This window comes from Roseomonas genomospecies 6, from assembly GCF_008365375.1.
Classification (GTDB): domain Bacteria; phylum Pseudomonadota; class Alphaproteobacteria; order Azospirillales; family Azospirillaceae; genus Azospirillum.
Genome location: NZ_QOKW01000045.1, coordinates 12061 through 33195, shown reverse-complemented (window position 1 = coordinate 33195; position 21135 = coordinate 12061). Strand labels below are relative to the sequence as shown.

19 protein-coding genes, 1 tRNA gene and 2 pseudogenes are annotated in these 21135 nt (G+C 66.8%); 10 read left to right on the top strand and 12 right to left on the bottom strand.

What is annotated here, in order from left to right:
• From DS843_RS29275 to DS843_RS29265, 3 genes are all read left to right on the top strand, one after another.
• A partial coding sequence (locus tag DS843_RS29275) for a hypothetical protein (protein ID WP_475849455.1) occupies window positions 1-191 on the top strand: 191 nt, incomplete at its 5' end.
• A 185-nt stretch (window positions 192-376) separates the two neighbouring features.
• Window positions 377-1384 carry an AAA family ATPase gene (locus DS843_RS29270; RefSeq protein WP_286192395.1) on the top strand — a complete coding sequence of 336 codons (1008 nt, stop codon included), beginning with the start codon at window positions 377-379 and terminating at the stop codon, window positions 1382-1384.
• Window positions 1374-2258 (top strand): ParB/RepB/Spo0J family partition protein, encoded by an 885-nt coding sequence (locus DS843_RS29265; RefSeq protein WP_149472339.1) that lies wholly within the window; start codon window positions 1374-1376, stop codon window positions 2256-2258. The genes DS843_RS29270 and DS843_RS29265 overlap by 11 nt, the downstream gene beginning before the upstream one ends.
• A 138-nt stretch (window positions 2259-2396) precedes the next feature.
• On the opposite strand, the gene pgmG is transcribed toward DS843_RS29265, so the two are convergent.
• The 5 genes from pgmG to pseB all read right to left on the bottom strand — a co-directional run bounded on the left by pgmG (window position 2397) and on the right by pseB (window position 8124).
• Entirely contained in the window at window positions 2397-3800 is a 1404-nt protein-coding gene (gene pgmG / locus DS843_RS29260) for a phosphoglucomutase/phosphomannomutase PgmG (protein ID WP_149472338.1), read from the bottom strand.
• A 32-nt stretch (window positions 3801-3832) separates the two neighbouring features.
• Window positions 3833-5158, bottom strand: a complete 1326-nt coding sequence (locus DS843_RS29255) for a UDP-glucose dehydrogenase family protein (protein ID WP_149472337.1) — start codon at window positions 5156-5158, stop codon at window positions 3833-3835.
• A gap of 284 nt (window positions 5159-5442) precedes the next feature.
• Window positions 5443-5739, bottom strand: coding sequence for a hypothetical protein (locus DS843_RS29250; RefSeq protein ID WP_149472336.1), 297 nt, complete (start codon window positions 5737-5739; stop codon window positions 5443-5445).
• Window positions 5740-5824: 85 nt separating this feature from the next.
• A complete protein-coding gene (pseC, locus tag DS843_RS29245) occupies window positions 5825-7072 on the bottom strand; it encodes a UDP-4-amino-4,6-dideoxy-N-acetyl-beta-L-altrosamine transaminase (RefSeq protein ID WP_149472335.1) in 1248 nt (415 codons plus the stop codon).
• Window positions 7072-8124, bottom strand: coding sequence for a UDP-N-acetylglucosamine 4,6-dehydratase (inverting) (gene pseB / locus DS843_RS29240; RefSeq protein WP_149472334.1), 1053 nt, complete (start codon window positions 8122-8124; stop codon window positions 7072-7074). Before pseB ends, pseC begins: the two co-directional genes overlap by 1 nt.
• 284 nt (window positions 8125-8408) lie before the next feature.
• Between pseB and DS843_RS29235 the strand changes: the two genes are divergently transcribed.
• Window positions 8409-9110, top strand: a complete 702-nt coding sequence (locus DS843_RS29235; protein WP_208852357.1) for a BglII/BstYI family type II restriction endonuclease — start codon at window positions 8409-8411, stop codon at window positions 9108-9110.
• Between the two features lies 1 nt (window position 9111).
• Here DS843_RS29235 and DS843_RS29230 read toward each other — a convergent pair whose 3' ends face one another.
• From DS843_RS29230 to DS843_RS29220, 3 genes are all read right to left on the bottom strand, one after another.
• A complete protein-coding gene (locus DS843_RS29230; RefSeq protein WP_149472333.1) occupies window positions 9112-9954 on the bottom strand; it encodes an MT-A70 family methyltransferase in 843 nt (280 codons plus the stop codon).
• A gap of 237 nt (window positions 9955-10191) precedes the next feature.
• A tRNA-Gly gene (locus DS843_RS29225) sits at window positions 10192-10266 on the bottom strand.
• A 454-nt stretch (window positions 10267-10720) separates the two neighbouring features.
• Window positions 10721-11389 (bottom strand): 4-carboxy-4-hydroxy-2-oxoadipate aldolase/oxaloacetate decarboxylase, encoded by a 669-nt coding sequence (locus DS843_RS29220; protein WP_149472332.1) that lies wholly within the window; start codon window positions 11387-11389, stop codon window positions 10721-10723.
• 203 nt (window positions 11390-11592) lie between these two features.
• On the opposite strand from DS843_RS29220, the pseudogene tnpA reads away from it, so the two are divergent.
• Window positions 11593-11986: pseudogene (tnpA, locus tag DS843_RS29215) on the top strand (IS200/IS605 family transposase).
• Window positions 11987-11989: 3 nt separating this feature from the next.
• A complete protein-coding gene (locus tag DS843_RS29210; protein WP_149472331.1) occupies window positions 11990-13192 on the top strand; it encodes an RNA-guided endonuclease InsQ/TnpB family protein in 1203 nt (400 codons plus the stop codon).
• A 42-nt stretch (window positions 13193-13234) separates the two neighbouring features.
• On the opposite strand, the gene DS843_RS29205 is transcribed toward DS843_RS29210, so the two are convergent.
• Window positions 13235-14737: a tripartite tricarboxylate transporter permease gene (locus DS843_RS29205; protein ID WP_167525524.1), complete on the bottom strand. Its 1503-nt coding sequence runs from the start codon at window positions 14735-14737 to the stop codon at window positions 13235-13237.
• Complete coding sequence (locus DS843_RS29200) at window positions 14737-15333, bottom strand: tripartite tricarboxylate transporter TctB family protein (protein WP_286192394.1); 597 nt, start codon at window positions 15331-15333, stop codon at window positions 14737-14739. The genes DS843_RS29205 and DS843_RS29200 overlap by 1 nt, the downstream gene beginning before the upstream one ends.
• Before the next feature lie 393 nt (window positions 15334-15726).
• On the opposite strand from DS843_RS29200, the gene DS843_RS29195 reads away from it, so the two are divergent.
• On the top strand, window positions 15727-16296 hold the full coding sequence (locus tag DS843_RS29195) for an NUDIX hydrolase (protein ID WP_149472329.1): 570 nt from the start codon (window positions 15727-15729) through the stop codon (window positions 16294-16296).
• Window positions 16297-16741: 445 nt separating this feature from the next.
• Here DS843_RS29195 and metK read toward each other — a convergent pair whose 3' ends face one another.
• Entirely contained in the window at window positions 16742-17911 is a 1170-nt protein-coding gene (gene metK / locus DS843_RS29190) for a methionine adenosyltransferase (protein ID WP_149472328.1), read from the bottom strand.
• Window positions 17912-18140: 229 nt separating this feature from the next.
• Between metK and DS843_RS29185 the strand changes: the two genes are divergently transcribed.
• The 3 genes from DS843_RS29185 to DS843_RS29175 all read left to right on the top strand — a co-directional run bounded on the left by DS843_RS29185 (window position 18141) and on the right by DS843_RS29175 (window position 20598).
• A complete protein-coding gene (locus DS843_RS29185; protein ID WP_286192393.1) occupies window positions 18141-18818 on the top strand; it encodes a TVP38/TMEM64 family protein in 678 nt (225 codons plus the stop codon).
• Between the two features lie 37 nt (window positions 18819-18855).
• Complete coding sequence (locus DS843_RS29180; RefSeq protein ID WP_149472326.1) at window positions 18856-20061, top strand: glycosyltransferase family 4 protein; 1206 nt, start codon at window positions 18856-18858, stop codon at window positions 20059-20061.
• A 237-nt stretch (window positions 20062-20298) separates the two neighbouring features.
• A complete protein-coding gene (locus DS843_RS29175; RefSeq protein ID WP_149472325.1) occupies window positions 20299-20598 on the top strand; it encodes a hypothetical protein in 300 nt (99 codons plus the stop codon).
• A 357-nt stretch (window positions 20599-20955) separates the two neighbouring features.
• On the opposite strand, the pseudogene DS843_RS29170 reads toward DS843_RS29175, so the two are convergent.
• A pseudogene (locus DS843_RS29170) lies at window positions 20956-21120 on the bottom strand (IS21 family transposase); the annotation flags it as partial.
• Between the last annotated feature and the right edge of the window lie 15 nt (window positions 21121-21135).

Below are 21135 nucleotides of genomic sequence, written 5' to 3'. Positions count from 1 at the left end.
GCACCTCCACGCTGCGCTGGGAGGAGATGGACGGCGCCGAAGGCTACAAGGGCGCCACGGTCCATTGCGACATCGACGGCAACGGCAGCATCGACGCCAGCATGACCTTCGCCGGCAAGAGCGTGGGCGCCATGACCATCACCACCGGCACCATGGGCGACCAGAACTACATCGCCTTCATCAGCCTGTGATCCGGGCCAGCCTGTGATCTGAGGCGGTTCGAAAAGCGCCGGTTCGGGGATACCCTCCCCCGGACCGGCGCTTTTTCCTGTTGATGCCGGCTGTTGATGCAACGGGGGTGACCGTCAACCTTGACCGATTCGGGGCTCCGTCGTATCGGTTGAACACGGCAAGCGCATTCGCTGTGGAGGTTGACGTGCGTGGCGAAGACATGAGGCTCCTGCGCGAGGAGCGCAAACTTTCACAGCCGGATTTCGCGGCTTGGCTGAACGAGCGGCTGGAGCGGCGCTATGACCGGTCCAAGATTTCCCGGTGGGAAAGCAACAGCGAGAAGATCCCCGACGCGGTCGTCCGCTTCCTGCTGAAAGAGACGGCGGTGGTGGACGGCAAGCACGGCCCGGCGCTGGTCGTCTGCCTCGCCAACCAGAAGGGCGGGGTCGGCAAGACCACCTGCACGGTCAACACCGCCAGCATCCTGGCGCGCGAGGGCTACCGCGTGCTCATCATCGACGCCGACCCGCAGGCGAACGCCACGGCGCATCTCGGCATCGATCTGATCGAGTATGAGGAGGGCCGGCGCAAGTCGCTTGCCCATGTGCTGCGGGAGGAGGTCGCCGTCGAGGACATCGTGGTCCCGGTCGGCGACATCGGGTTGGAGATCGCCCCGTCGAGCATCGAGCTGGCCTCGGTCGAGGTGGAGCTGACCGCCGACCCCAGCGGCCCGATGGCCCTGCGGGAGCGGTTGCAGGACGCGCGGGAAGCCTACGACTTCATCTTCATCGACTGCCCGCCCAACCTGGGGCAATGCACGGCCAACGGGCTGGTGGCGTCGGACGTCATCGTCATCCCCTGTCAGACCGAATATCTGTCCTCCATCGGCGTGAACCATTTGCTGAAGACGATCAACAAGCTGAAGCGGCGCTGCCACCCCAGCCTGGCCGTCCTGGGCATCCTGCCCACCATGCACAACGCCCGCCTGAACCAGCATCAGGTGACGCTGGAGCAGCTTCACAGCGCGCTGGGAAGCACGTTGCGCATCTTCCCGCCGGTGCCGCGGGCGACGATCTACGGCGACGCGGCGCTTGCCGGGCGCGCCGCGCTGGAGGCGGTGCCGGACGCGCCGGGAGCCTCGTCCTACCGGGCGCTCGCCGACGCCATTGCCGTGGAGCGGCGCAAGCGCGTGGAGGTGGCCAATGTCGCGTAAGCTCGGAACCGGAAACCTCGCCCGGCTGAACGCCATGAGCCGCGGCGCGCTCGCCGTCTTCGCGGAGCCGGAGCAGGGCGTCCGGCTCGTCTACCCCGACGTGGACTGGATCGAGGCCAACCCCGACCAGCCGCGCCGCCGCTTCGACGAGGCGGAACTGGCCGCCCTGACGGACTCCATCCGCAAATACGGCCTGCAACAGCCGATCGGCGTGCGGGAGCTGGGGCCGAGCCGCTTCCAGCTCGTCTTCGGGGAGCGGCGCCTGCGCGCGGTCCGCGCGCTCGGCCAGCAGACGATCCCCTGCATCCTGGTGCCGGACGGCATCGACACTGCCGAGGTGGCGGTGGTGGAGAACGTCCTGCGCGCCGACCTGACGCCCTTCGAAGAGGCCGACGCCTTCGTGGCCCTGGTGGAGAAGCACGGCTATTCCCACGCCGACCTCGGCCAGATCATGGGGCGCGACAAGGCGGAGATCACCCGGACCCTCGGCCTGACCAAGATCGCCCCGGCGGTGCGGGAACGCTACGAGGGCGCGGAGAAGAAGGTCGCCCGCTACAAGCTCTACCAGATCGCGGCCCTCGACGACCCGGGGGCACAGATGCGCCTTCTGGACAGCCTGACCAACGAGCAGCCCCTTCCCGAGCCCCGCGCGTCGGGCGTTGCCGCAACGGGATCGCGGGACGAGCCGGAAGCGGTGCTCAGCGCCTTCAGCCTGCGCGTCTCCCGCAACATCCTGCGCACGCGGGAAGCCCTGCTGGCCTTCCAGGAGAAGCCGAAGCGGCTGGAGGATGTGGACCGCGAGGTCCTGCGCGACCTGCGCCGCTCCATCGACGCCATTCTGGGCAGCGGGAATGGGAACGGTGAGGAGGGCTGACCGGAACCGGTGAGAATTCTCACCGATCCCTTCCCCACGCGAGGCGGTGAGAATTCTCACCGGCTCCGGTCCGGAAGCCGGGCAAAGAAAAAGGCCCTTCCCCGCAGCCACAGGGAAGGGCCTTTTCGTTTTGGCCGATCAGTGGGCGCTGCCGCCGTCCTCGAAGGAGGGGGCCTGGAGGCCGGAGGCTTCCAACTGGGCCACAACCATGGCCTTCAGCCGCTCCAGCCCCTCGGGCGTGCCGGACTCCGCGCGGGCGACCAGAACGTCCTGGGTGTTGGAGGCGCGCAGCAGCCACCAGCCGTCCGCCGTCTTCACGCGCACGCCGTCGATGTCGTTGACGTCCGCACCCTCGTCCTTCAGCCGGGCCTTCACTTCCTGGACGACTTGGAACTTGCGCTCCTCGCTCACCTGAAAGCGGGTCTCCGGCGTGTTCACCACCGGCGGCAGGCGGTCGCGCAGCTCCGACAGCGGCTGGTTCAGCTTGCTGACCAGACCGATCAGCCGCACCGCGCAGTACAGCGCGTCGTCGAAGCCGTACCATTTGTCGGCGAAGAAGATGTGGCCCGACATCTCGCCGGCCAGCGGAGAGCCGGTCTCGGCCATCTTCGCCTTCAGCAGCGAATGGCCGGTCTTCCACATCAGCGGGTTGCCACCCAGCTTGGCGATCTCGTCGAACAGCGTCTGGCTGGCCTTCACGTCGGCGATGATCGTGGCGCCGGGGTGGTTCTTCAGCACGTCGGCGGCGTAGATCGCCACGAGCTGGTCGCCCCAGACCACGCGGCCCAGATGGTCGATGGCGCCGATGCGGTCGCCGTCGCCGTCGAAGCCGATGCCGATGTCGCAGCCGTTCTCCGCCACCGCCTTCTTCAGGTCGACGAGGTTCTTCTCGACCGTCGGGTCCGGGTGGTGGTTGGGGAAATTGCCGTCGATCTCGTCGAACAGCAGGATGTGCCTGCCGGGCAGCTTCGCGGTCAGGCGGCGCAGGATCTCGCCGCTGGCGCCGTTGCCGGCGTCCCAGGCGACGGTCAGGTCGCGGGTGCCGTCATAGTCCCGCATCATGCGGTCCACATAGGCGTCCCTGACGTCGATCCGCTCCGACGAGCCCTCGCCGGACACATAGTCGGCCTTCGACGCGATGACGCCCAGGTCGAGGATCTGCTGGCCGTAGACCGGACCCTTGCCCAGCATCATCTTGATGCCGTTGTAGTCCGGCGGGTTGTGGGAGCCGGTGATCATGACGCCGGCCGCCGCCTCCCGGTCGCGGGTGGCGAAATACAGCATCGGGGTGGGGCCCAGCCCGATGCGCAGCACATGCAGGCCGCAGGCGACCAGCCCGTCCACCATGGCGGCTTCCAGCTCCGGCGAGGAAAGCCGGCCATCGTAGCCGACGCAGACGGTCTTCCCGCCGCCCCGCGCGACCACGGTGCCGAAGGCCCGTCCGACCGCGCGGGCGTCCGCCGCGGTCAGGGTGCTGCCGACGATGCCGCGGATGTCATACTCGCGCAGCACGGTCGGATGGAAAGTGTGGGCTTCGCTCATGGTCTCGACAGACCTCCTTGGACCGGATCGCTTCAGACGTTCTGGGGCGGCGCCGTGGGCCGCCCGATGGAGGAGTAGGCGAAGCCGGCGGCGGCCATGTCTTCCGGATTGTAGACGTTGCGCAGGTCGACCATGACCGGGCTCTTCAGCAGGCTCTTGACCCGCTTCAGGTCCAGCGCGCGGAACTCGTTCCATTCCGTCAGGATGGCCACGCAGTCGGCCCCTTCCAGGGCGCCGTAGGCGTCCTGCGTCCAGACCACGCCGGGCAGCAGCCTCTCGGCCTCGTGCATGCCGGCGGGATCGTAGGCGCGCACGGTGGCGCCGGCGGCCTGGAGCGCCGGGACGATGTCCAGCGACGGGGCGTCGCGCATGTCGTCGGTGTTGGGCTTGAAGGTGACGCCCAGCACGCCGACGGTCTTGCCGGCCAGCGACCCGCCGCAGGCGGCGACGATGCGCTCGGCCATCTGCTTCTTGCGCTTGTCGTTGATGTCCACCACCGTCTCGATGATGCGCAGCGGGCTGCCCACCTGCTGGGCGGTGCGCACCAGGGCCAGCGTGTCCTTGGGAAAGCAGGAGCCGCCGTAGCCCGGGCCGGGGTGGAGGAACTTCTTGCCGATGCGCCCGTCCAGCCCGATGCCGCGGGCGACGTCGTGGACGTTGGCCCCCACCTTCTCGCACAGGTCGGCGATCTCGTTGATGAAGGTGATCTTGGCGGCCAGGAAGGTGTTGGCGGCGTACTTGGTCAGCTCCGCCGTCTCCAGCGAGGTCAGGACGATCGGCGTCTCGATCAGGTAGAGCGGCCGGTAGAGACGGCGCATCACCTCGGCGGCGCGCTCCGAGGAGGTGCCGATGACCACGCGGTCGGGGCGCATGAAGTCGCCGATGGCCGAGCCTTCGCGCAGGAATTCCGGGTTGCTCGCCACGTCGAAGTCGGCGGTCGGGTTGGTGCGGCGGATGATCGCCTTCACCTCACGGCCCGTCCCGACTGGGACCGTCGATTTGTTCACGACGACGGTGTAATGGTCGAGGTTGGCGGCGATCTCCTCGGCGGCGGCGTAGACGTAGGAGAGGTCCGCATGGCCGTCGCCGCGCCGGGTCGGGGTGCCCACCGCGATGAACACGGCGTCCACGCCGGCCATCGCTTCCTTCAGGTCGAGCGTGAAGGACAGCCGTCCGGCGGCGACGTTGCGCGCGACCAGCTCGTCCAGACCCGGCTCGTAGATCGGGATTTCACCGCGCTTCAGGCGCTCGATCTTGCCGGCGTCCTTGTCGACGCAGGTGACGTGGACGCCGAATTCCGAAAAACAGGCGCCGGACACCAGCCCGACATAGCCCGTACCGATCATCGCGATGCGCATGGAGAACCCTTGTTGTCGACATCCGCAGGACCGTCCGTTTCCAGTATGGGACGGGGCGGACCCGGCGTTTTATGGTTGCTTGTCTTATCAGGATAATCGTGACGGAGGCACTATCCTGCGGCAGGCTGTCGCGCGGAAGGGACAGCTTCCGGCAAGGCCGGAAAGCCGCCGGTCCTTCCGGCCATGACCCAAGCCGCCAGGGACCGAAGCCGGCCGGACGGGCGCGCGGGAAGACGGGCCGGCACGGGCGGCCTCCGCGAAACCGTCTGGAATCGCCGTGTGCCTCAGATCGCCTGGAGATAGGCGGGGTCCAGGGCGCCGTGGCGGAACGGTATCCAGTCCTTGTGGTCGGCGCGGTACTGCAGGCCGTAGGGGTTCTTGAAGAAGATCTTCTGCAGCGGCTGGCCGCCTTCGGCGCGGGTGCGCTCCAGGTCGATCAGAGGCGAGGAGGCGAAGACCTTCTCCCACAGCTCGGCATTGTCCACGTCGCGGCCCGCGTTCTTCACATAGTCGCGCGCGGTGTCGCTCAGTTGCCAGGCCTCTTCGACCATCGCGTAATAGTCCACAGTACCCTCGGCCATGACCCTGCTCCGAAGCGTTCCAGATGACGCTTGGCATAGCGCATTTTTGGAAGGGAGAAAACTGTCCAGCAACGACGCCGGGTTGTTATATCGGAGCGGGCAAGCCCAGCGTTTCGGCGAGAGCCCCGGCGACCCGGTCCACGTCGGCGTCGGCCATTGCCGGGAACAGGGGCAGCGACAGGGTCTGGGCGTAATGGGCTTCGGCGCCGGGCAGGGCGAGGTTGCCGCACCGCTTGCGCCAGTAGGGCTGGCGGTGGACCGGGATGTAGTGGACCTGAGTGCCGACGCCCCGCGCCCGCAGATCGGCCATGACCCCCGCCCGCGTCCGCCCGGCGGCAGCGAAGTCGATGCGGACGGCGCAGAGGTGCCAGGCCGGGCGGCACCAGGGAACGCGGACCGCCGGGCGGACCAGCGGGGCGAGCGGAGCCAGACGCTCCGCATACAGGTCCATCAGATGCCGCCGCCGCTCCACGAAGGCGTCCAGCCGCGTCAACTGGCTGAGGGCGAGCGCCGAGTGGATGTCGGTCAGGCGGTAATTGAAGCCCGGCTCCGCCATCTCGTAGTACCAGGGGTTGGCCGAGCCGCTTCCGTCGAACGCGGCCTCGCGGTCCTCGAATTCCGCCGGGTCCCGCTCCATGCCGTGGTTGCGGAAGCGGCGCAGGCGGGCGGCGAGATCCGGGTCGTTGGTGGTCACGGCCCCTCCCTCGCCCGCCGCGATGGTCTTCACGGGGTGGAAGGAGAAGGCGGTGAGCGTGCCGAAGGCGCCGGAACCGGCCGGCAGGGCGCGCCCGTCCGGCGTCAGGTCCACGCTGCCGATGGCGTGGCAGGCGTCCTCGATCACCGCCAGCCCGTGACGGGCGGCGAGCGCGCCGAGCCCGGCCATGTCGGCGGTCTGCCCGGCGAAATGCACGGGCGCCAGGGCGCGCACCCGCCAGCCGGCACGCTCCGCCCGCTCCATGGCCGCCTCCGCCTGCTCCGGTCCCATCAGGCCGGTGCCGGGATCGACGTCGGCGAAGGCGACCTCCGCCCCCACGTAGCGGGCGGCGTTGGCGGTGGCGAGGAAGGTGACGGCGGGCACCACCACCGCGTCGCCGGGGCCGAGCCCCAGCGCGAGGGTGGCCAGATGCAGGGCGGCGGTCCCGTTGGCGCAGGACACCGCGTGGGCCGCCCCGGTGCGCTCGCACAGCGCCCGTTCGAAGGCCTCGACCGCCGGTCCCTGGGTCAGCCAGTCGCCGCGCAGGACCGCGGTCACCGCGTCGATGTCGGCCTGATCGACGTCCTGGCGCCCGTAGGGCAGGAAGGAGAGCGGGGTCCCGGGCGCCGGTTCGGCCATCACGGGGCTTCCGCGATCAGCCGCATCAGCCGCGCGCCGTCCAGCCAGTCGGTGTTGGTGTCGCTGGCATAGCGGAAGCCGTCGGCCACCGGCCGCGCGCCCAGACGCTGGTAGGGCTCGTGCGTCCAGAAGGCGAAGGCCGGCTCGATGACGAAGCGGTCCGGCAGCTCGAAGGTCTGGCGGGAATCGTCCTCGGTGATCATCACCTCGTGCAGCTTCTCGCCGGGGCGGATGCCGACCAGCCGGTGCGGCAGGTGCGGGGCCATCGCGTGGGCCAGATCGGTGATGCGCATGCTGGGGATCTTGGGCACGAAGATCTCCCCGCCCTGCATCATCGCGATGCAGGAGACGACGAAGTCCACCCCGTGCTGCAGCGTGATCCAGAAGCGGGTCATCCGCTCGTCGGTGACCGGCAGGGCTTCCGCCCCTTCCGCGATCATCCGGCGGAACAGCGGGATCACCGACCCGCGGGACCCCACCACGTTGCCGTAGCGCACCACCGAGAAGCGCGTGCCGAGCGAGCCGGACAGGTTGTTGGCGGCGATGAAGATCTTGTCGGACGCCAGCTTGCTGGCGCCATAGAGGTTGACCGGGTTGGCCGCCTTGTCGGTGGACAGGGCGATCACCCGCTTCACACCGGTGTTCAGCGCGGCGCGCACCACGTTTTCCGCCCCATAGACGTTGGTGTGGATGCACTCCATGGGGTTGTACTCGGCGGCCGGCACATGCTTCAGCGCGGCGGCGTGGACGCACACGTCCACCTCGCGCATGGCCAGTTCCAGCCGCTCGCGGTCGCGCACGTCGCCGATGAAGAAGCGCAGCGTGGACGCCCATTCGGGGCCGAGCTGCTGCTGCATCTCGTACTGCTTGAACTCGTCGCGGGAGAAGACGATGACCCGGCGCGGACTGGCGTGGCGCAGCACCGTCTCCACGAAGCGCCGCCCGAAGGACCCGCTTCCCCCCGTCACCAGGATCGACTGGCCGTTCAGCATGCCGAAGCCGGATTTCAGCGCTTCGGCCGGCGGTTCGTTCGGACGGTCAAGCTGCTGCATGGTCACCGCGTTCGCACTTATGGGGGGTGTGGTCGTTCCGCTCGACCTTAGCCCGATACCCCTATCAGTGGGTTAAGAATTCCACAACCGGCAGGGTGGCGCAGGGTTTGCGCCGATGGCGGCGGGGCAGACGGATTTACCATTGTGTTCTTACGGTCTGCCTCTTCCCTCTATGCGGCCCCATCATGCAGCGATGTTCAGGAAGGCTTTGTGCTGTGAAGTCTGCTTTCCGCGACGAACGGCGGGCATTGATATTTTGACGAAAATGCAATCATAATTGAACGATGTATGAGACATTCAGTTATGATGAGCCGGCTATTCTTCCCCCCATTGCCCGGGACCACTGGGCATTCATGGAGTCAAATTCGGCGTCGGCAGTGATGAAGGCCGTCTGTCCTCTCGAATGGGCCGATATTGTTGAAGTGCTCGCGACCTATCGACTGGACCCGAAGTACTGGTTAAAGGCCGGGGGGAACCGAGGCGATATTGCAGATCAGATTGATCATGAATTTTACAAGCGCGGTTGGAGGGAGACTAGGCTCGATCTCGAAACGCGAGGTCTTCTATACGACAAGTACGGTAAAAAGGTGGGCGAGCTTCCTGTAATCAAGCAGGAAGGATACTTGGTTGACAACTTCAAGAACCGTATCGTGCTGGACGTGGAGTGGAATGCCAAAGACGGCAACCTCGACCGCGATCTGGCCTCCTATCGTTCGTGGTTCGATGCCGGAATCATCTCGGCAGGCGTCATCATCACCAAGGACAGATTGTCGTTGCTCACCCTTGCCCGGCGGATATGGGGCGACTATCAGGCGACCCTCCCGGAGGAGGGGCGCAACGCAAAGCTGCCGATTGACCTGACAACCTCGACCGTAACGGCTTTCGACAAGGCCCAGATGAGAATGCGACGGGGCGTAATGGGGTCATGCCCGGTGCTGATCGTGGCGGCCAACGAGAGCACATGGAACGGGCAGCCCTACGCCTGATTCAACTCCCCCTCCTGCCCCGGGGGCGCATCGAGGTCTCCGCCCCAGCCAACAGTGAACGCACGCGCTGTATCGAATACCCGGTCTCGTCCGAGATTTCACGCACACTGCTTCCCGCCTGATAGCGGCTCTTCAGTTCAGTCCCCAGGGCAACGGCCACCTCGGGCTGGAGGTGTTCATTGGCGCGCAGCGGCGGCAGGATTTCGCCGCCCGAGTACCCCTTGTGGGCCTTTCCGCGCGGCACATGATCCTCCGCGGATTCATCCCCCCAAAGCGTCCAATTCGGCCGGGGGTGGCGTGCGAACAGCTCAAGGTACGGCCCGGGGGAACAGCTCTCGACCAGATCATACTGCTCATCCGGCTTCCGGGAATGTTCGCGCTTCCTCGTCTCTATCATGTTGACTTGCGAGCGCCCCGGGGGGAGCGTCCGCATCGACCCCTTGACGCCGAAGAGGAGGATTTCGGTCACGTTCCGAAAGTAGAAGCCCACCCCTCGGCCGTCCGGTCCGCCATCCTTGCGCCGCTTGGCCCAGATGATGTTCGAAACATAGCGGAAGCCCCACGCCGACATCACGTCGAGCCCCTCGGGAAGAAGGGCGTTGGGCACCCAGAGGTACAGGTGCGCGTTCTTCGCCGTGACCTCCTGAACGGGGATTTCCTTGATCGCTTCGAGCGACATGGTCGAATAGCGGTCAAGCCGCCGATGCTCCGGCGCGACCTTCCCGGTGCGGTTCGAAAATCGCCATGGCGGATCGGCCAGCACGGTCGAAAAACCGCCAACCACTCGGGGCAACGGCGCGGGTTCCGATTCGGGGCGGAGCGGTTCGGTCTGGGCGATGGTCATGGCGATCATGCTACCGGCGGAATAGATCTATGAAAAGATCTTTTTGCGGAGAACTGCTAGGATCGGTGGCGATTTCGAACGCCCGCCTCACGCCGCAGATCGGTGCGGCTGTCGGGGCGCAATTTCGTTGACGTGGTGACCGTTCACGGGGCGCATGAAAACCACCCGCCTCCGGGGTGTGCAACGGCGCCGGTCAACTGGGCCGGTCGGCTGCGAGGTCTCTGAAATGTGAAAAACTGGAGCGGGCGAAGGGATTCGAACCCTCGACCCCAACCTTGGCAAGGTTGTGCTCTACCCCTGAGCTACGCCCGCGCCGCTCCAACGAAGGAGGCAGGGAGATACCGCACAGGCCCGGCGGAAAGCAAGCCCTCTGTTCGGCTTCCGCTGCGATTTTCTTTTCGGACGGTTCCATCCGCCGCCGCCGGCTGCCACTGCCGGCGCATCGTAAGGGGAGCGTTAGGCTTTAAGTTATACCCCGCTCAATGCGGTTGACTTCCCTGCGCCGACTGTGGAAATTTCCTCTCACAAAACAAAGGCCTTGAGGTCTGGGGAGGAAACCAAAAACATCATGATGCTCCAAGAGCATTAGGCTGCCGCGCCGACCTCGTGTCCGGACGCGGCATTTTTTTTCCTATGGCCGTTCCTTTGCCGATGACCGGTAATACCATTCCGGGCGACCGGCAGGCGGGATTTGGTCCCGCCCGCTTTTCCGCTCCGGCCCTGGGCACCCGGCGCCATTCACTTGGCCCCATTCACTTAGCCCCATTCACAGCGTGATGCCGCCGGCCTCCAGAAAGGGTTCCAGCTTCAGCGCCTCGACCGTCGTCCGCCCGGCGCGGAGCTGCTCGCGCAGGCCCTCCTCCATCCGCTCGCGCTCCGCCGCCTTGGCAAGCGTCGCGGTGGCCTCGGCCTGGGGCACCACGACCACCCCGTCGTCGTCGCCGACCACGATGTCGCCCGGCATGACCAACACGCCGCCGCAGACGATGGGGGTGTTCACGTCGCCCGTGGGCTGGGTCTTGGTGGTGCCCTTCATGCTGGTGCCCCGGCAGAAGACCGGGAAGCCCATCTGGCGGATGGCCGCGGCGTCGCGCACGCAGCCGTCGATCACCAGCCCGGCCAAGCCGCGCTGGAGCGCCGCCTCGGTCAGCACGTCGCCCCAGGGTCCGGCCTCGGTCATCGCCTTGAAATCGACCACCAGCACGTCGCCCGGACGGGTCAGCGCCATGGCGGCGTGGATCATCAGATTGTCGGTGGGGCCGCCGGACACGGTCACCGCGGTGCCGAACAGCGTCATGCCCTGGTAGAGCGGCTTGATCGGAAAGGACATGGCGCCCTTCTTGCCCATCGCTTCGTGCAGCGTGGCCGGGGACTGACCGCGGAAGGCGGCGACCAGATCGGTGGCGGGGCGGGGAAACTCTTTGACGACGGTCATCGGGCAGGCACCTTTCACGGCATGAAGACCCTCCGCCCTCTGGAAGACGGGGCGGGCGGGGACAAAAAGAAGGAAGGCGGGGGAGAGCGAGGCGGTCACTGAAAGTCCCGAGAAGCTCCTGCCTTCAGGCATGGTAAGGCCAGGGGCAACGTCGCAGTGAAACGACCTCAAGCGTTAGATGATGGCATGCTATCTATCTCCTTATGGACTGCAGGTTGAACAACAGCTTCGTTTATTCGTGCAAGCGCCATGTTGTTTGGTGCCCGAAGTACTGGCGCAAGCTGCTGGAGCCGCCCATCGACGCGCGCGTCAAGCAGATCATTGCAGGGGTGTGCGAGGAAACGGGTTCGGATATCGTCGGAATGGAGAGCATGCCGGGCCACGTGCACTTGCATCGTCGGATGCGACTCGCAGTTCGGCATCCACCGACTGGTGAAGGCCATCAAGGGGAGGTCGTCGCGCTTGTTGCGTGACGAGTTCCCGGGGCTGAAGTCCAGGCTTCCGAGTCTGTGGACCAACAGCTATTTCGTCTGGACGGTTGGTGGGGTTCCGCTTGCTGTCGTCAAGCAGTACATTGAGAACCAGAAAGGCTTCTGACCAATGCTGAACCGAGGCTACAAATTCCGGCTGTACGCGACGGCCGAACAGGGTGTCCTGTTCGGCCAGTACGTCGCGGTTTGCCGCCTCGTCTACAATCTGGCCTTGGAACAGCGCCGTGATTGGTGGCGACAGTTCAAGGCGAACACTGGTTCCAGCATCAGCTACGCCTCGCAGTGCCGCGAGTTGACCGCGCTCCGCGCTGAGTTCGACTGGATCGCGGCAGTGTCGATCATCTGCCAGCAACAGGCGCTCCGCGATCTCGACAGGACGTTCGGCAACTTCTTCGCCGGCCGCGCCGACTACCCGACCCCGCGGAAGCGCGGGCTGAACGACGCCTTCCGCTTCAACGGCCGGGAATGCCCATGGCGCAAGCTGAACGCCAAGTGGGGCGCGGTGAAGCTGCCGAAGATCGGCGAGGTGAAGTTCCGCTTGACCCGCGACATGCCTGTCACGGTCAAGAACGTGACCGTGACCCGCGACGATCTGGGCTGGCACGTCGTGTTCTCGACGGAGGTTGAGCACGATGTGCCGCAGAACTTCGGCCCGGCCGTTGGCATCGACCGTGGCGTGGTCCGCACGCTTGCCTTGTCGGACGGCACGTTCCGCGACCTGGACCGGGAGCGGCTGAACTTGCTGGATCGGCGGGCGCGCAAGCAGGCGCGCGCGCTGTCCCGCAAGAAGCGCGGGTCGAGGCGCCGGGCGGAAGCCAAGCGGCTCGTGGCCCACACCAAGGCGACGGCGGCACGGCTGCGCAGGCACTGGAACCACGAGCGGTCCCGCGAGATTGCCGACGCCTTCGGCGTGGTCGTGCTGGAGGCGCTGGACACGAAGGGTATGACCGCTTCTGCCAAGGGCACGGCAGCCAAGCCCGGCCGCAATGTGCGGCAGAAGGCGGGGCTGAACCGGGCGATCCTGAACAACAACTGGCATCAGTTCGAGACCTTCGTTGGATACAAGCTCGCCGCGAACGGCGGCCAGTTGGTCAAGGTACCCGCCGCATACACGAGCCAAACGTGCTCGTCCTGCGGCATCGTGGATAAAGCAAGTCGCGAGAGCCAAGCGACTTTCAAATGTGGACATTGCGGGCATGCGGCGAACGCCGATACTAATGCCGCCCGCAATATCCTAAGGGCTGGAACACAGCCCGCGCCGAGACTTGCCGATGGGCGGTCTGTGAAGCGCGAACTGAAGAGAGTGGCTTAGGCTATTCTCGGAAATCCCCCGGCTTTAGACGTGGGGAAGATGTTAATCGTCCTTGAAGGCTTCGTCCCGCCGCCGCCGGATCGACGGCAGCACCATCAGGACCAGCAGGAGACCGGCGGCGGCCAGCAGGCTGCCGCTGATCGGGCGGGTGGCGAAGACGGTGGGGTCGCCGCCCGACAGCAGCAGGGCGCGCCCCAGATTCTCCTCCAGCATGGGACCCAGCACGAAACCCAGCATCAGCGGCGCCGGCTCGCACTCCAGCTTGCGCAGCACGTAGCCCAGGACGCCGAACAGGGCCATCAGCAGGACGTTGAAGCCGTTGTTGTTCAGCGTGTAGGTGCCGATGCAGCAGAAGACCAGGATGGCCGGGAACAGATAGCCGTAGGGCACCTTCAGCAGCCGCACCCACAGCCCGATCATCGGCAGGTTCAGGATCACCAGGATCACGTTGCCGATCAGCATGCTGGCGATCATGCCCCAGAACAGCTCCGGCTGCTTGACCATGATCTGCGGCCCCGGCGTGATGCCGTGGATGGTCATGGCGCCGATCATCAGGGCCATGATGGCGTTGGGCGGGATGCCCAGGCTGAGCATCGGGATGAAGCAGGCCTGCGAGGCGGCGTTGTTGGCGGCCTCCGGTGCGGCCACCCCCTCGATGGCGCCCTGGCCGAAGCGCTCCGGCCGGCGGGCCAGCTTCTTCTCCAGCGAATAGGCGGCGAAGGAGCCCAGCGTGGCGCCGCCGCCGGGCAGAATGCCCAGCAGCGCCCCCATCACCGTGCCGCGCACCGTCGCCGGCGCGGCCTGGCGGATGTCCTCGCGCTTCGGCCACAGGCTGGCGATGGGGGCGGTGGTCCGCCCGGCGCCGCCGGTCTGCTCCAGGCTGATGATGATCTCCGCCAGCCCGAACAGCCCCATGGCGAGCGGCACGAAATCGATGCCGTCGTAGAGCTGCGGCAGGCCGAAGGTGAAGCGCGTGTCGCCGGAATTCACGTCGGTGCCGACCATGCTCAGCAGCAGGCCCAGCAGGATCATCGCGATGGCCTTCACGACCGACCCGTGGGCCAGCGTCACCGCCCCGATCAGGCCCAGCAGCATCAGCGACACGTACTCCGCCGGCCCGAAGGCGAGCGCCACTCCGGCCAGCGGGGGGCCGGCCACGGCGATCAGGAAGGTGGTGACGACCCCGGCGAACAGCGAGGCGAGCGCCGCCGTGGCGAGCGCCACCCCGGCCCGACCCTGCTGCGCCATGGCGTGGCCGTCCAGGCAGGTGACGACCGACGAGGATTCGCCGGGCAGGTTCACTAGGATGGCCGTCGCCGACCCGCCGTACTGCGATCCGTAGAAGATGCCCGCCAGCATGATGAGCGCGCCGACCGGCGGCAGGTAGAAGGTCAGCGGCAGCAGCATCGCCACCGTCGCGGTCGGTCCCAGGCCGGGCAGGACGCCGATCAGCGTGCCGATCAGCGCCCCGCCGAAGCACAGCAGCAGATTGTCCGGGGACAGCGAGACCGACAGGCCGAGCAGAAGATTGGCGATCAGGTCCATCACGGCGCCACCCACAGGGGCCACACCCGCAGGGGCAGGCCCAGCCCCCAGACGAACAGCGCGACGCAGCCCGCCGCCAGGGCGCCGCCCAGCAGCGCCAGCGGAGCCGGGCGCAGCGGCTGTCCGGCCAGATTGCCGAGCCCCACCAGGATCAGCACCGCCGGCACCAGCCCCAGCGTCTCCACCGTTCCGGCGAAGGCCAGCACCGCCGCCGTCACTCCGGCCAGCGGGCGCCAGCCCCAGGACGGCAGGGCGGCGCCGTGAAGCAGAAGGCTGCGTCCGGCCACCACGGCGCCGGCCAGCACCATCAGCAGCCCGATCATCCGCGGGAAGAAGCCGGACTGCACATAGGCCAGCGTTCCGGTCGGCCAGTCGCGCCCCAGCCACAGGGCGCCCAGCCCGAAGCCCGCGATCAGCAGGCCGGCGGCCAGATCCTGCGGAGCCCGGATCGGAACCCGGACCGGAGCCCGCAGGGGCGCTCCTCCGCCGCCCGCGATGGCCGGGGACGTGTTTTCAGGTGCGCTTCGCGCGGTGCCGCGAGGCGGGGTGCCCGCGGAAGAGGGTGGGCGGAGGTCTGAGAGGGGCAGGCTCGGCATGGGGCTTCCACGGCTTTCAATGGGCGGCTTTCGGAGGGGAGGGGTGCGGCTGCGGCCGCCGATCCATCGCCTTTCACAAGCATAAGGATAAAATTTAACGCATAATCTTCATTCAGCGTTGTTAATGCATCCTAACTGGATTACCAGGAAGAGCAAGAGCGTCGATTCATATCCTGTTATGCTGTGCATGCACCCATATACGTCGACTTTGGCTTGCTTTATTGACTGACAATCCCCTGAGCGGCTGATGAGTGTTTTCGAATGCACGCGGCGCGGCGGAATCCGGAGGCTGCCCTTTCATGTTTCTTGCTCCGGCGGCGCCCGCCCGTTACCCAGGGCACACCGTGAACAAGGACGTGCCGTGAACAAGGACAGGACGAAGGAGACCCAGGGATGACGCGCCATCTGCGCCCGTGGACCGTGCTCGAAAGCCGCGAATTGCTCGACGCCGATCCGTTCCTGAAAGTCCATGTCGAGACGGTGGAACTGCCCGACGGGCGGGTCATCCGCGACTACTACCAGTTCGACATGCCGTCCTTCGCCTGCATCTTCGCCGAGACGGAGGACGGGCGCGCCATCGTCTACCGCCAGTACCGGCACGGTCCGCGGCGCGTGAACCTGACCTTCCCCGGCGGCCATCTGTCGCCGGGCGAAGACCCGCTGCAGGCGGCCCGGCGGGAGCTTCTGGAGGAGACCGGCTTCGTCTCGGACCACTGGACGGCGCTCGGCGGCTACACGGTCAACGCCAACCAGGGCGGCGCGGTGTCCCACATGTTCCACGCCACCGGCTGCCGCCGGATCGCCGATCCCCTGTCCGACGACCTGGAGGAAACGGAGATCCTGTTCATGACGCGGGAGGAGCTTCTGACCGCCGTCGGGCATGGCGAGATTGCCCTGCTCACCCAGGTCGCCCTGGTCAGCATGGTGTGGCAGGCCGACATCCGGGCGGCGCTCGTGCGCTGAGCTTGAGCTTGGCTTTATTGATCCTTGTCAAAAAATAGGTATGTCTTCGGAGCAGATCGTCTGTTTACGCGCTGTTAATCAAATCGGCTCATAAATGGCCTCACCAAGTTCACTTGGTTTCCTCCCTCCCAGAACTAGGCTGCGCCTCACCGGCTGCAGCCTTTTCTTTTTCCGGCATTTGCGATCCGGTGGGCCGGAGCAGGGGCCGCGAGGGGGGGGAATATTTTTGGCGATGACGGTTCGCCGGGGGCTTGACCTTTGCTGCATTGCAGCATAAATTGGTTCCCGGATGCCCTTTGGGCGTTTCCTCCCTAGACTTGAAGGCCGCGCCATCATGGCTGCGGCCTTTTTCTTTGCCTGGGCATGGCCTCTCGGGAATTCCCAGAAACAGAACCAGCCGCCCGGTGGGGTACCGGGCGGCTGGGCTTGCGGTCCTTGCGGACGCTTAGAAGAACGTCGTGCGCAGGTCGTTGGCGAGGTCGGTCTTCTCCCAGGAGAAGCCGCCGTCGGCCTCCGCCTCGCGGCCGAAATGGCCGTAGGCGGCGGTGCGCGCGTAGACCGGCTTGTTCAGGCCCAGATGCGTGCGGATGCCGCGCGGGGACAGGTCCACCAGCTTCTGCAGGACCTCCGACAGCTTGTCCTCGTCCACCGTGCCGGTGCTGTGGGTGTCGACATAGACCGACAGCGGCTTCGACACGCCGATGGCGTAGGAGAGCTGGATCGTGCAGCGCTCGGCCAGGCCGGCGGCGACCACGTTCTTGGCCAGATAGCGCGCGGCATAGGCGGCGGAACGGTCGACCTTGGTCGGGTCCTTGCCGGAGAAGGCGCCGCCGCCGTGCGGGGCCGCACCGCCGTAGGTGTCGACGATGATCTTGCGCCCGGTCAGGCCGGCGTCGCCGTCCGGGCCGCCGATCACGAAGCGCCCGGTCGGGTTGACGTAGAAGTTCGCCTCGTCGCACATCCAGCCGGCGGGCAGGCAGTTGACGACGTGCGGGCGAACGATCTCGCGCACCTCCTCCTGGGTCAGTCCTTCGGCGTGCTGGGTGGAAACGACCACCGCGGTGGCGCGCACCGGCTTGCCGTTCTCGTACTGCAGCGTCACCTGGCTCTTGGCGTCGGGGCCGAGCTGCGGGGCGGCGCCGGAGTGGCGGGCCTCGGCCAGCGACTTCAGGATGGCGTGGCTGTAATAGATCGGCGCCGGCATCAGGGCCGGGGTCTCGTTGCAGGCGTAGCCGAACATGATGCCCTGGTCGCCGGCCCCTTCGTCCTTCTCACCAGCGGCGTCGACGCCGACGGCGATGTCCGCCGACTGGGAATGGACGAAGCACTTGACGTCCATCTTCTCCCAATGGAAGCCGTCCTGCTCGTACCCGATGTCCTTCACAGCGGCACGGGCGACCTGGACCAGCATGTCCGGCGTGATGCTCTCCGGCCCGCGCACCTCACCGGCCAGAACGATCTGGTTGGTGGTCGCCAGCGTCTCCACCGCCACGCGGGCATAGGGGTCGTGCGACAGGTACAGATCGACGATGGCGTCGGAGATGCGGTCGCACACCTTGTCCGGATGGCCTTCGGACACGGACTCGCTGGTGAACACGTAGTTGAGCTTGGCCATAGGAGAAACCTAGCCTTTCGCGATAAGAGATATGCGCTTTTGGAGCATTTTAGTGTGTTTTGTTTATCGCATTCAACGTAAATGTCGTTGATCGGAATGACCGTTCCGGTTTCTGGAGATATGCCGCCCGTGATCGTCTCTCGCGGTGCGGTAGCGCCCGTGATATGCAGACCCGACCACGGAACCCCAGTTCGACGAACCAAAGGCCCGCACCATGGCCGAGCGCCGCATGCCTTCCCCGTCCACCCTCCGTAACCTGGGGCGGGGGCTGCTCGTCCTGCTTCTGCTCGGCGGGAGCGGTGCTTGGTGGGCGTGGCACGGCACCTTCGGAATGGACGCGCTTCAGGACATCCTACGCCACCACCCCGCCGCGCCGGTCCTGTTCCTGCTCCTGCACATCCTGGCCAGCCTGCTGTTCTTCCCGCGCTCCGTCATGGCGATGGTCGCCGGGCTGGTCTTCGGCGTCTGGTGGGGCGGGGTGCTGGCGGCGGCGGGCAGCGTGATCGGCGCCTCCACCGGCTTCCTGCTCACCCGCTACGTCACCGACGGGCTGGTGCCGGCCCTGGACGGGGTGCGCTGGGGCGACGCGCTGCGCCGGCTGGAGACGGGCGGCTGGCGGGCCGTCGCCATGCTGCGGCTGGTGCCCGTGCTGCCGCACAGCGGGGTGAATTACGCGCTCGGCCTGACGCGGGTGCGGCTCGGCGCCTACGCCTTCGGATCGCTGATCGGGCAGTTGCCGATGACGGTGGCCTTCGTGCAGTTCGGCGCCGCGGGCGACCACGCCCTGGCCGGCAAGCCGGACTGGATCGCGCCGACCGTCATCGGGCTCAGCCTGCTGATCCTGTCCGTTCTGCTGCCGAAGGTCGGGCCGAAGCTGCGGGAGAAGTTCGGCGCCGGGCGCGCCTGACCGGCCCTTGCCTGTGTCCGGTTCCTGCGGAGGCACCATGAACATCGTCTTCATCCACCAGAACATGCCCGGCCAGTACAAGCATCTGGCCGCCCGTCTGGCCGCCGATCCGGCGAACCGCGTCGTCTTCATCACCAAGCGCACCGACCGGGAGATTCCGAACGTGCGCCGCCTCTCCTACCAGCCCAGCCGCACCGCGCGGGAGAACGCGCATCCCTATCTGGTCTCCACCGAGAACGCGGTGCTGCACGGCCAGGCCGTGGCCCGGCGGCTGATGGGGCTGCGCGAGGAGGGTTTCCGCCCCGACGTCGTCGTCGGCCATCCGGGCTGGGGCGAGACTCTGTTCGTCAAGGACGTGTTCCCCAACACCCCCTACCTGAACTACTGCGAGTTCTTCTACCGCGCCCAGGGGCTGGACGTCGGCTTCGACCCGTCGGTCCCGGTCAATGTGGACACGGTGCTGCGTCTGAGGATGCGCAGCACGCCGCTGCTGCTGTCCCTGGAGGCGTGCGACCGCGGCATCGCCCCCACCGAATGGCAGCGCGATTCCCATCCGGCGCCCTTCCATCCGAAGATCGAGGTCATCCACGACGGCGTGGACACGGCACAGCTCCTGCCCGACCCGGACATCCGCGTGACCCTGCCGGACGGCACGGTGCTGACGCGCCGGGACGAGGTGCTGACCTACGCCGTGCGCAACCTGGAACCCTACCGCGGCTTCCCCAGCTTCATGCGCGCCCTGCCGCGCATTCTGGAGGCACGGCCCAAGGCCCATGTGCTGATCGCCGGCGGCGACGAGGTCAGCTACGGCGCGGCGCCCCCCGGCGGGAAGAGCTGGCGGGAGACCATGCTGGCCGAGGTGCCGGTGGACCCCGCCCGCGTCCATTTCCTGGGGCATCTCCCCTACGACCGCTATCTGTCGGTCCTGCGCGTGTCGCGGGCGCACGTCTACCTGACCTATCCCTTCGTCCTGTCCTGGTCGATGGTGGAATCCATGGCGCTCGGCTGCGTGGTGATCGGCTCCGACACCGCCCCGGTGCGGGAGGTCATCCGCCCCGGGGAGAACGGGCTGCTGGCCGATTTCTTCTCCCCCCAGGACATCGCCGCCAAGGCCGTCGCGGTGCTGGAGGACCCCGGCGCCTTCGCCCCGCTGGCCCGCGCCGCGCGGGAGACGGCGGTGGAGCGTTTCGACCTGCCGCGCTGCCTGGAACGCCAGGTGGCGCTGATCCGCGGGATGGCCTGAAACCGGTCCACGCGGCAATATCTTCCCGGCAGAATTCTCCACCCGGGCGGCAAAATCCGCCGGTCGGGGGGAGAATCTTGCCGGGTTCGCGCCGGTCCTGCGCCGAATCCCCGCCACTGTTTTGACTTTGAGTTAATTTCCAAACGAAAGGTTGGGGTACCACGGGGGTAAACGCGTGGCATGTCCCTTGCGATGCTGGGGGTACCAATCCGGCGAACCCGAACACGAGTGCCTGCCATGTCCATGACCGCAGTCCAGCCGACGCCGGCTGCTCCGGCGACCGCCCTGGAGGCGGACGACGCCTCCGCGCTGTCCAAGTCCCCGCGCCGCGGCGGCTTCGCCTGGGAAGCCCTGAAGACCCTGATCGCCGTGGCCGTCTTCGCCGCGATGCTCCTGCCCGTGGCCTTCCCGTCGAAGGCGAGCCCGCAGGCCCGGCTTCAGCAGGCCTCCACCGAGGACATGGCGCCGCCCGCCGTGAAGGCGGTGGCGAAGACCGACGGCCAGAAGGCCATCCGCAAGCCGGTGGTGAGCAACTGAGCCTTATGAGGCCAAGCCGGCTTATATGGCCGACGTTTGAAGGCTTCCATTGCTTGGAAGTCACGCAAATTGCGGCCACTAATGGAACCACGTCGCGGCTCGAATGCGGTCCGGATCATCGGCCAGGGCGCAGCAATAATCGGCGAGCGTGTCATCGAGATCGACCAACGTGTCGAAGTGCTGGTTGGCAATCGGTAAGCGTCATCGGCACCCCACGTTGCGACGATAACGGTCACACGCGAGGATGGGCGGCAATAGAGATAGGATTGGTCAAGCGGCTTGGGCGGCGCACTCGGCCTTCCAGGCCCAGGGAAGCACGCGATCGAGGTCATTGGCCTTCACTTCCCGGGTTTCCCGATCGCGATGGGTGACCAGGGTCTTGGGATTGTCGATCAGCACCTCGTGCGGCACGCCGCCGAAGTGCTGGAAGGCGGCCTCCAGACCGGTGATCCAGGCGGACTGCCGCTCGTGACAGAACACCGTGACGAAGTTGCGGCGCGAGTAACCCAGTGTCGCGACGAACAGGTGAGCCCGCAT

Excerpts from the sequence above, each read along its gene's own strand:
- DS843_RS29265 (WP_149472339.1), top strand. The coding sequence starts at position 1,374 with ATGTCGCGTAAGCTCGGAACCGGAAACCTCGCCCGGCTGAACGCCATG.
- pgmG (WP_149472338.1), bottom strand. The coding sequence starts at position 3,800 with ATGAGCGAAGCCCACACTTTCCATCCGACCGTGCTGCGCGAGTATGAC.
- DS843_RS29255 (WP_149472337.1), bottom strand. The coding sequence starts at position 5,158 with ATGCGCATCGCGATGATCGGTACGGGCTATGTCGGGCTGGTGTCCGGC.
- DS843_RS29250 (WP_149472336.1), bottom strand. The coding sequence starts at position 5,739 with ATGGCCGAGGGTACTGTGGACTATTACGCGATGGTCGAAGAGGCCTGG.
- pseC (WP_149472335.1), bottom strand. The coding sequence starts at position 7,072 with ATGGCCGAACCGGCGCCCGGGACCCCGCTCTCCTTCCTGCCCTACGGG.
- pseB (WP_149472334.1), bottom strand. The coding sequence starts at position 8,124 with ATGCAGCAGCTTGACCGTCCGAACGAACCGCCGGCCGAAGCGCTGAAA.
- DS843_RS29235 (WP_208852357.1), top strand. The coding sequence starts at position 8,409 with ATGTATGAGACATTCAGTTATGATGAGCCGGCTATTCTTCCCCCCATT.
- DS843_RS29230 (WP_149472333.1), bottom strand. The coding sequence starts at position 9,954 with ATGACCATCGCCCAGACCGAACCGCTCCGCCCCGAATCGGAACCCGCG.
- DS843_RS29220 (WP_149472332.1), bottom strand. The coding sequence starts at position 11,389 with ATGACCGTCGTCAAAGAGTTTCCCCGCCCCGCCACCGATCTGGTCGCC.
- DS843_RS29210 (WP_149472331.1), top strand. The coding sequence starts at position 11,990 with ATGCTGAACCGAGGCTACAAATTCCGGCTGTACGCGACGGCCGAACAG.
- DS843_RS29205 (WP_167525524.1), bottom strand. The coding sequence starts at position 14,737 with ATGGACCTGATCGCCAATCTTCTGCTCGGCCTGTCGGTCTCGCTGTCC.
- DS843_RS29200 (WP_286192394.1), bottom strand. The coding sequence starts at position 15,333 with ATGCCGAGCCTGCCCCTCTCAGACCTCCGCCCACCCTCTTCCGCGGGC.
- DS843_RS29195 (WP_149472329.1), top strand. The coding sequence starts at position 15,727 with ATGACGCGCCATCTGCGCCCGTGGACCGTGCTCGAAAGCCGCGAATTG.
- metK (WP_149472328.1), bottom strand. The coding sequence starts at position 17,911 with ATGGCCAAGCTCAACTACGTGTTCACCAGCGAGTCCGTGTCCGAAGGC.
- DS843_RS29185 (WP_286192393.1), top strand. The coding sequence starts at position 18,141 with ATGCCTTCCCCGTCCACCCTCCGTAACCTGGGGCGGGGGCTGCTCGTC.
- DS843_RS29180 (WP_149472326.1), top strand. The coding sequence starts at position 18,856 with ATGAACATCGTCTTCATCCACCAGAACATGCCCGGCCAGTACAAGCAT.
- DS843_RS29175 (WP_149472325.1), top strand. The coding sequence starts at position 20,299 with ATGTCCATGACCGCAGTCCAGCCGACGCCGGCTGCTCCGGCGACCGCC.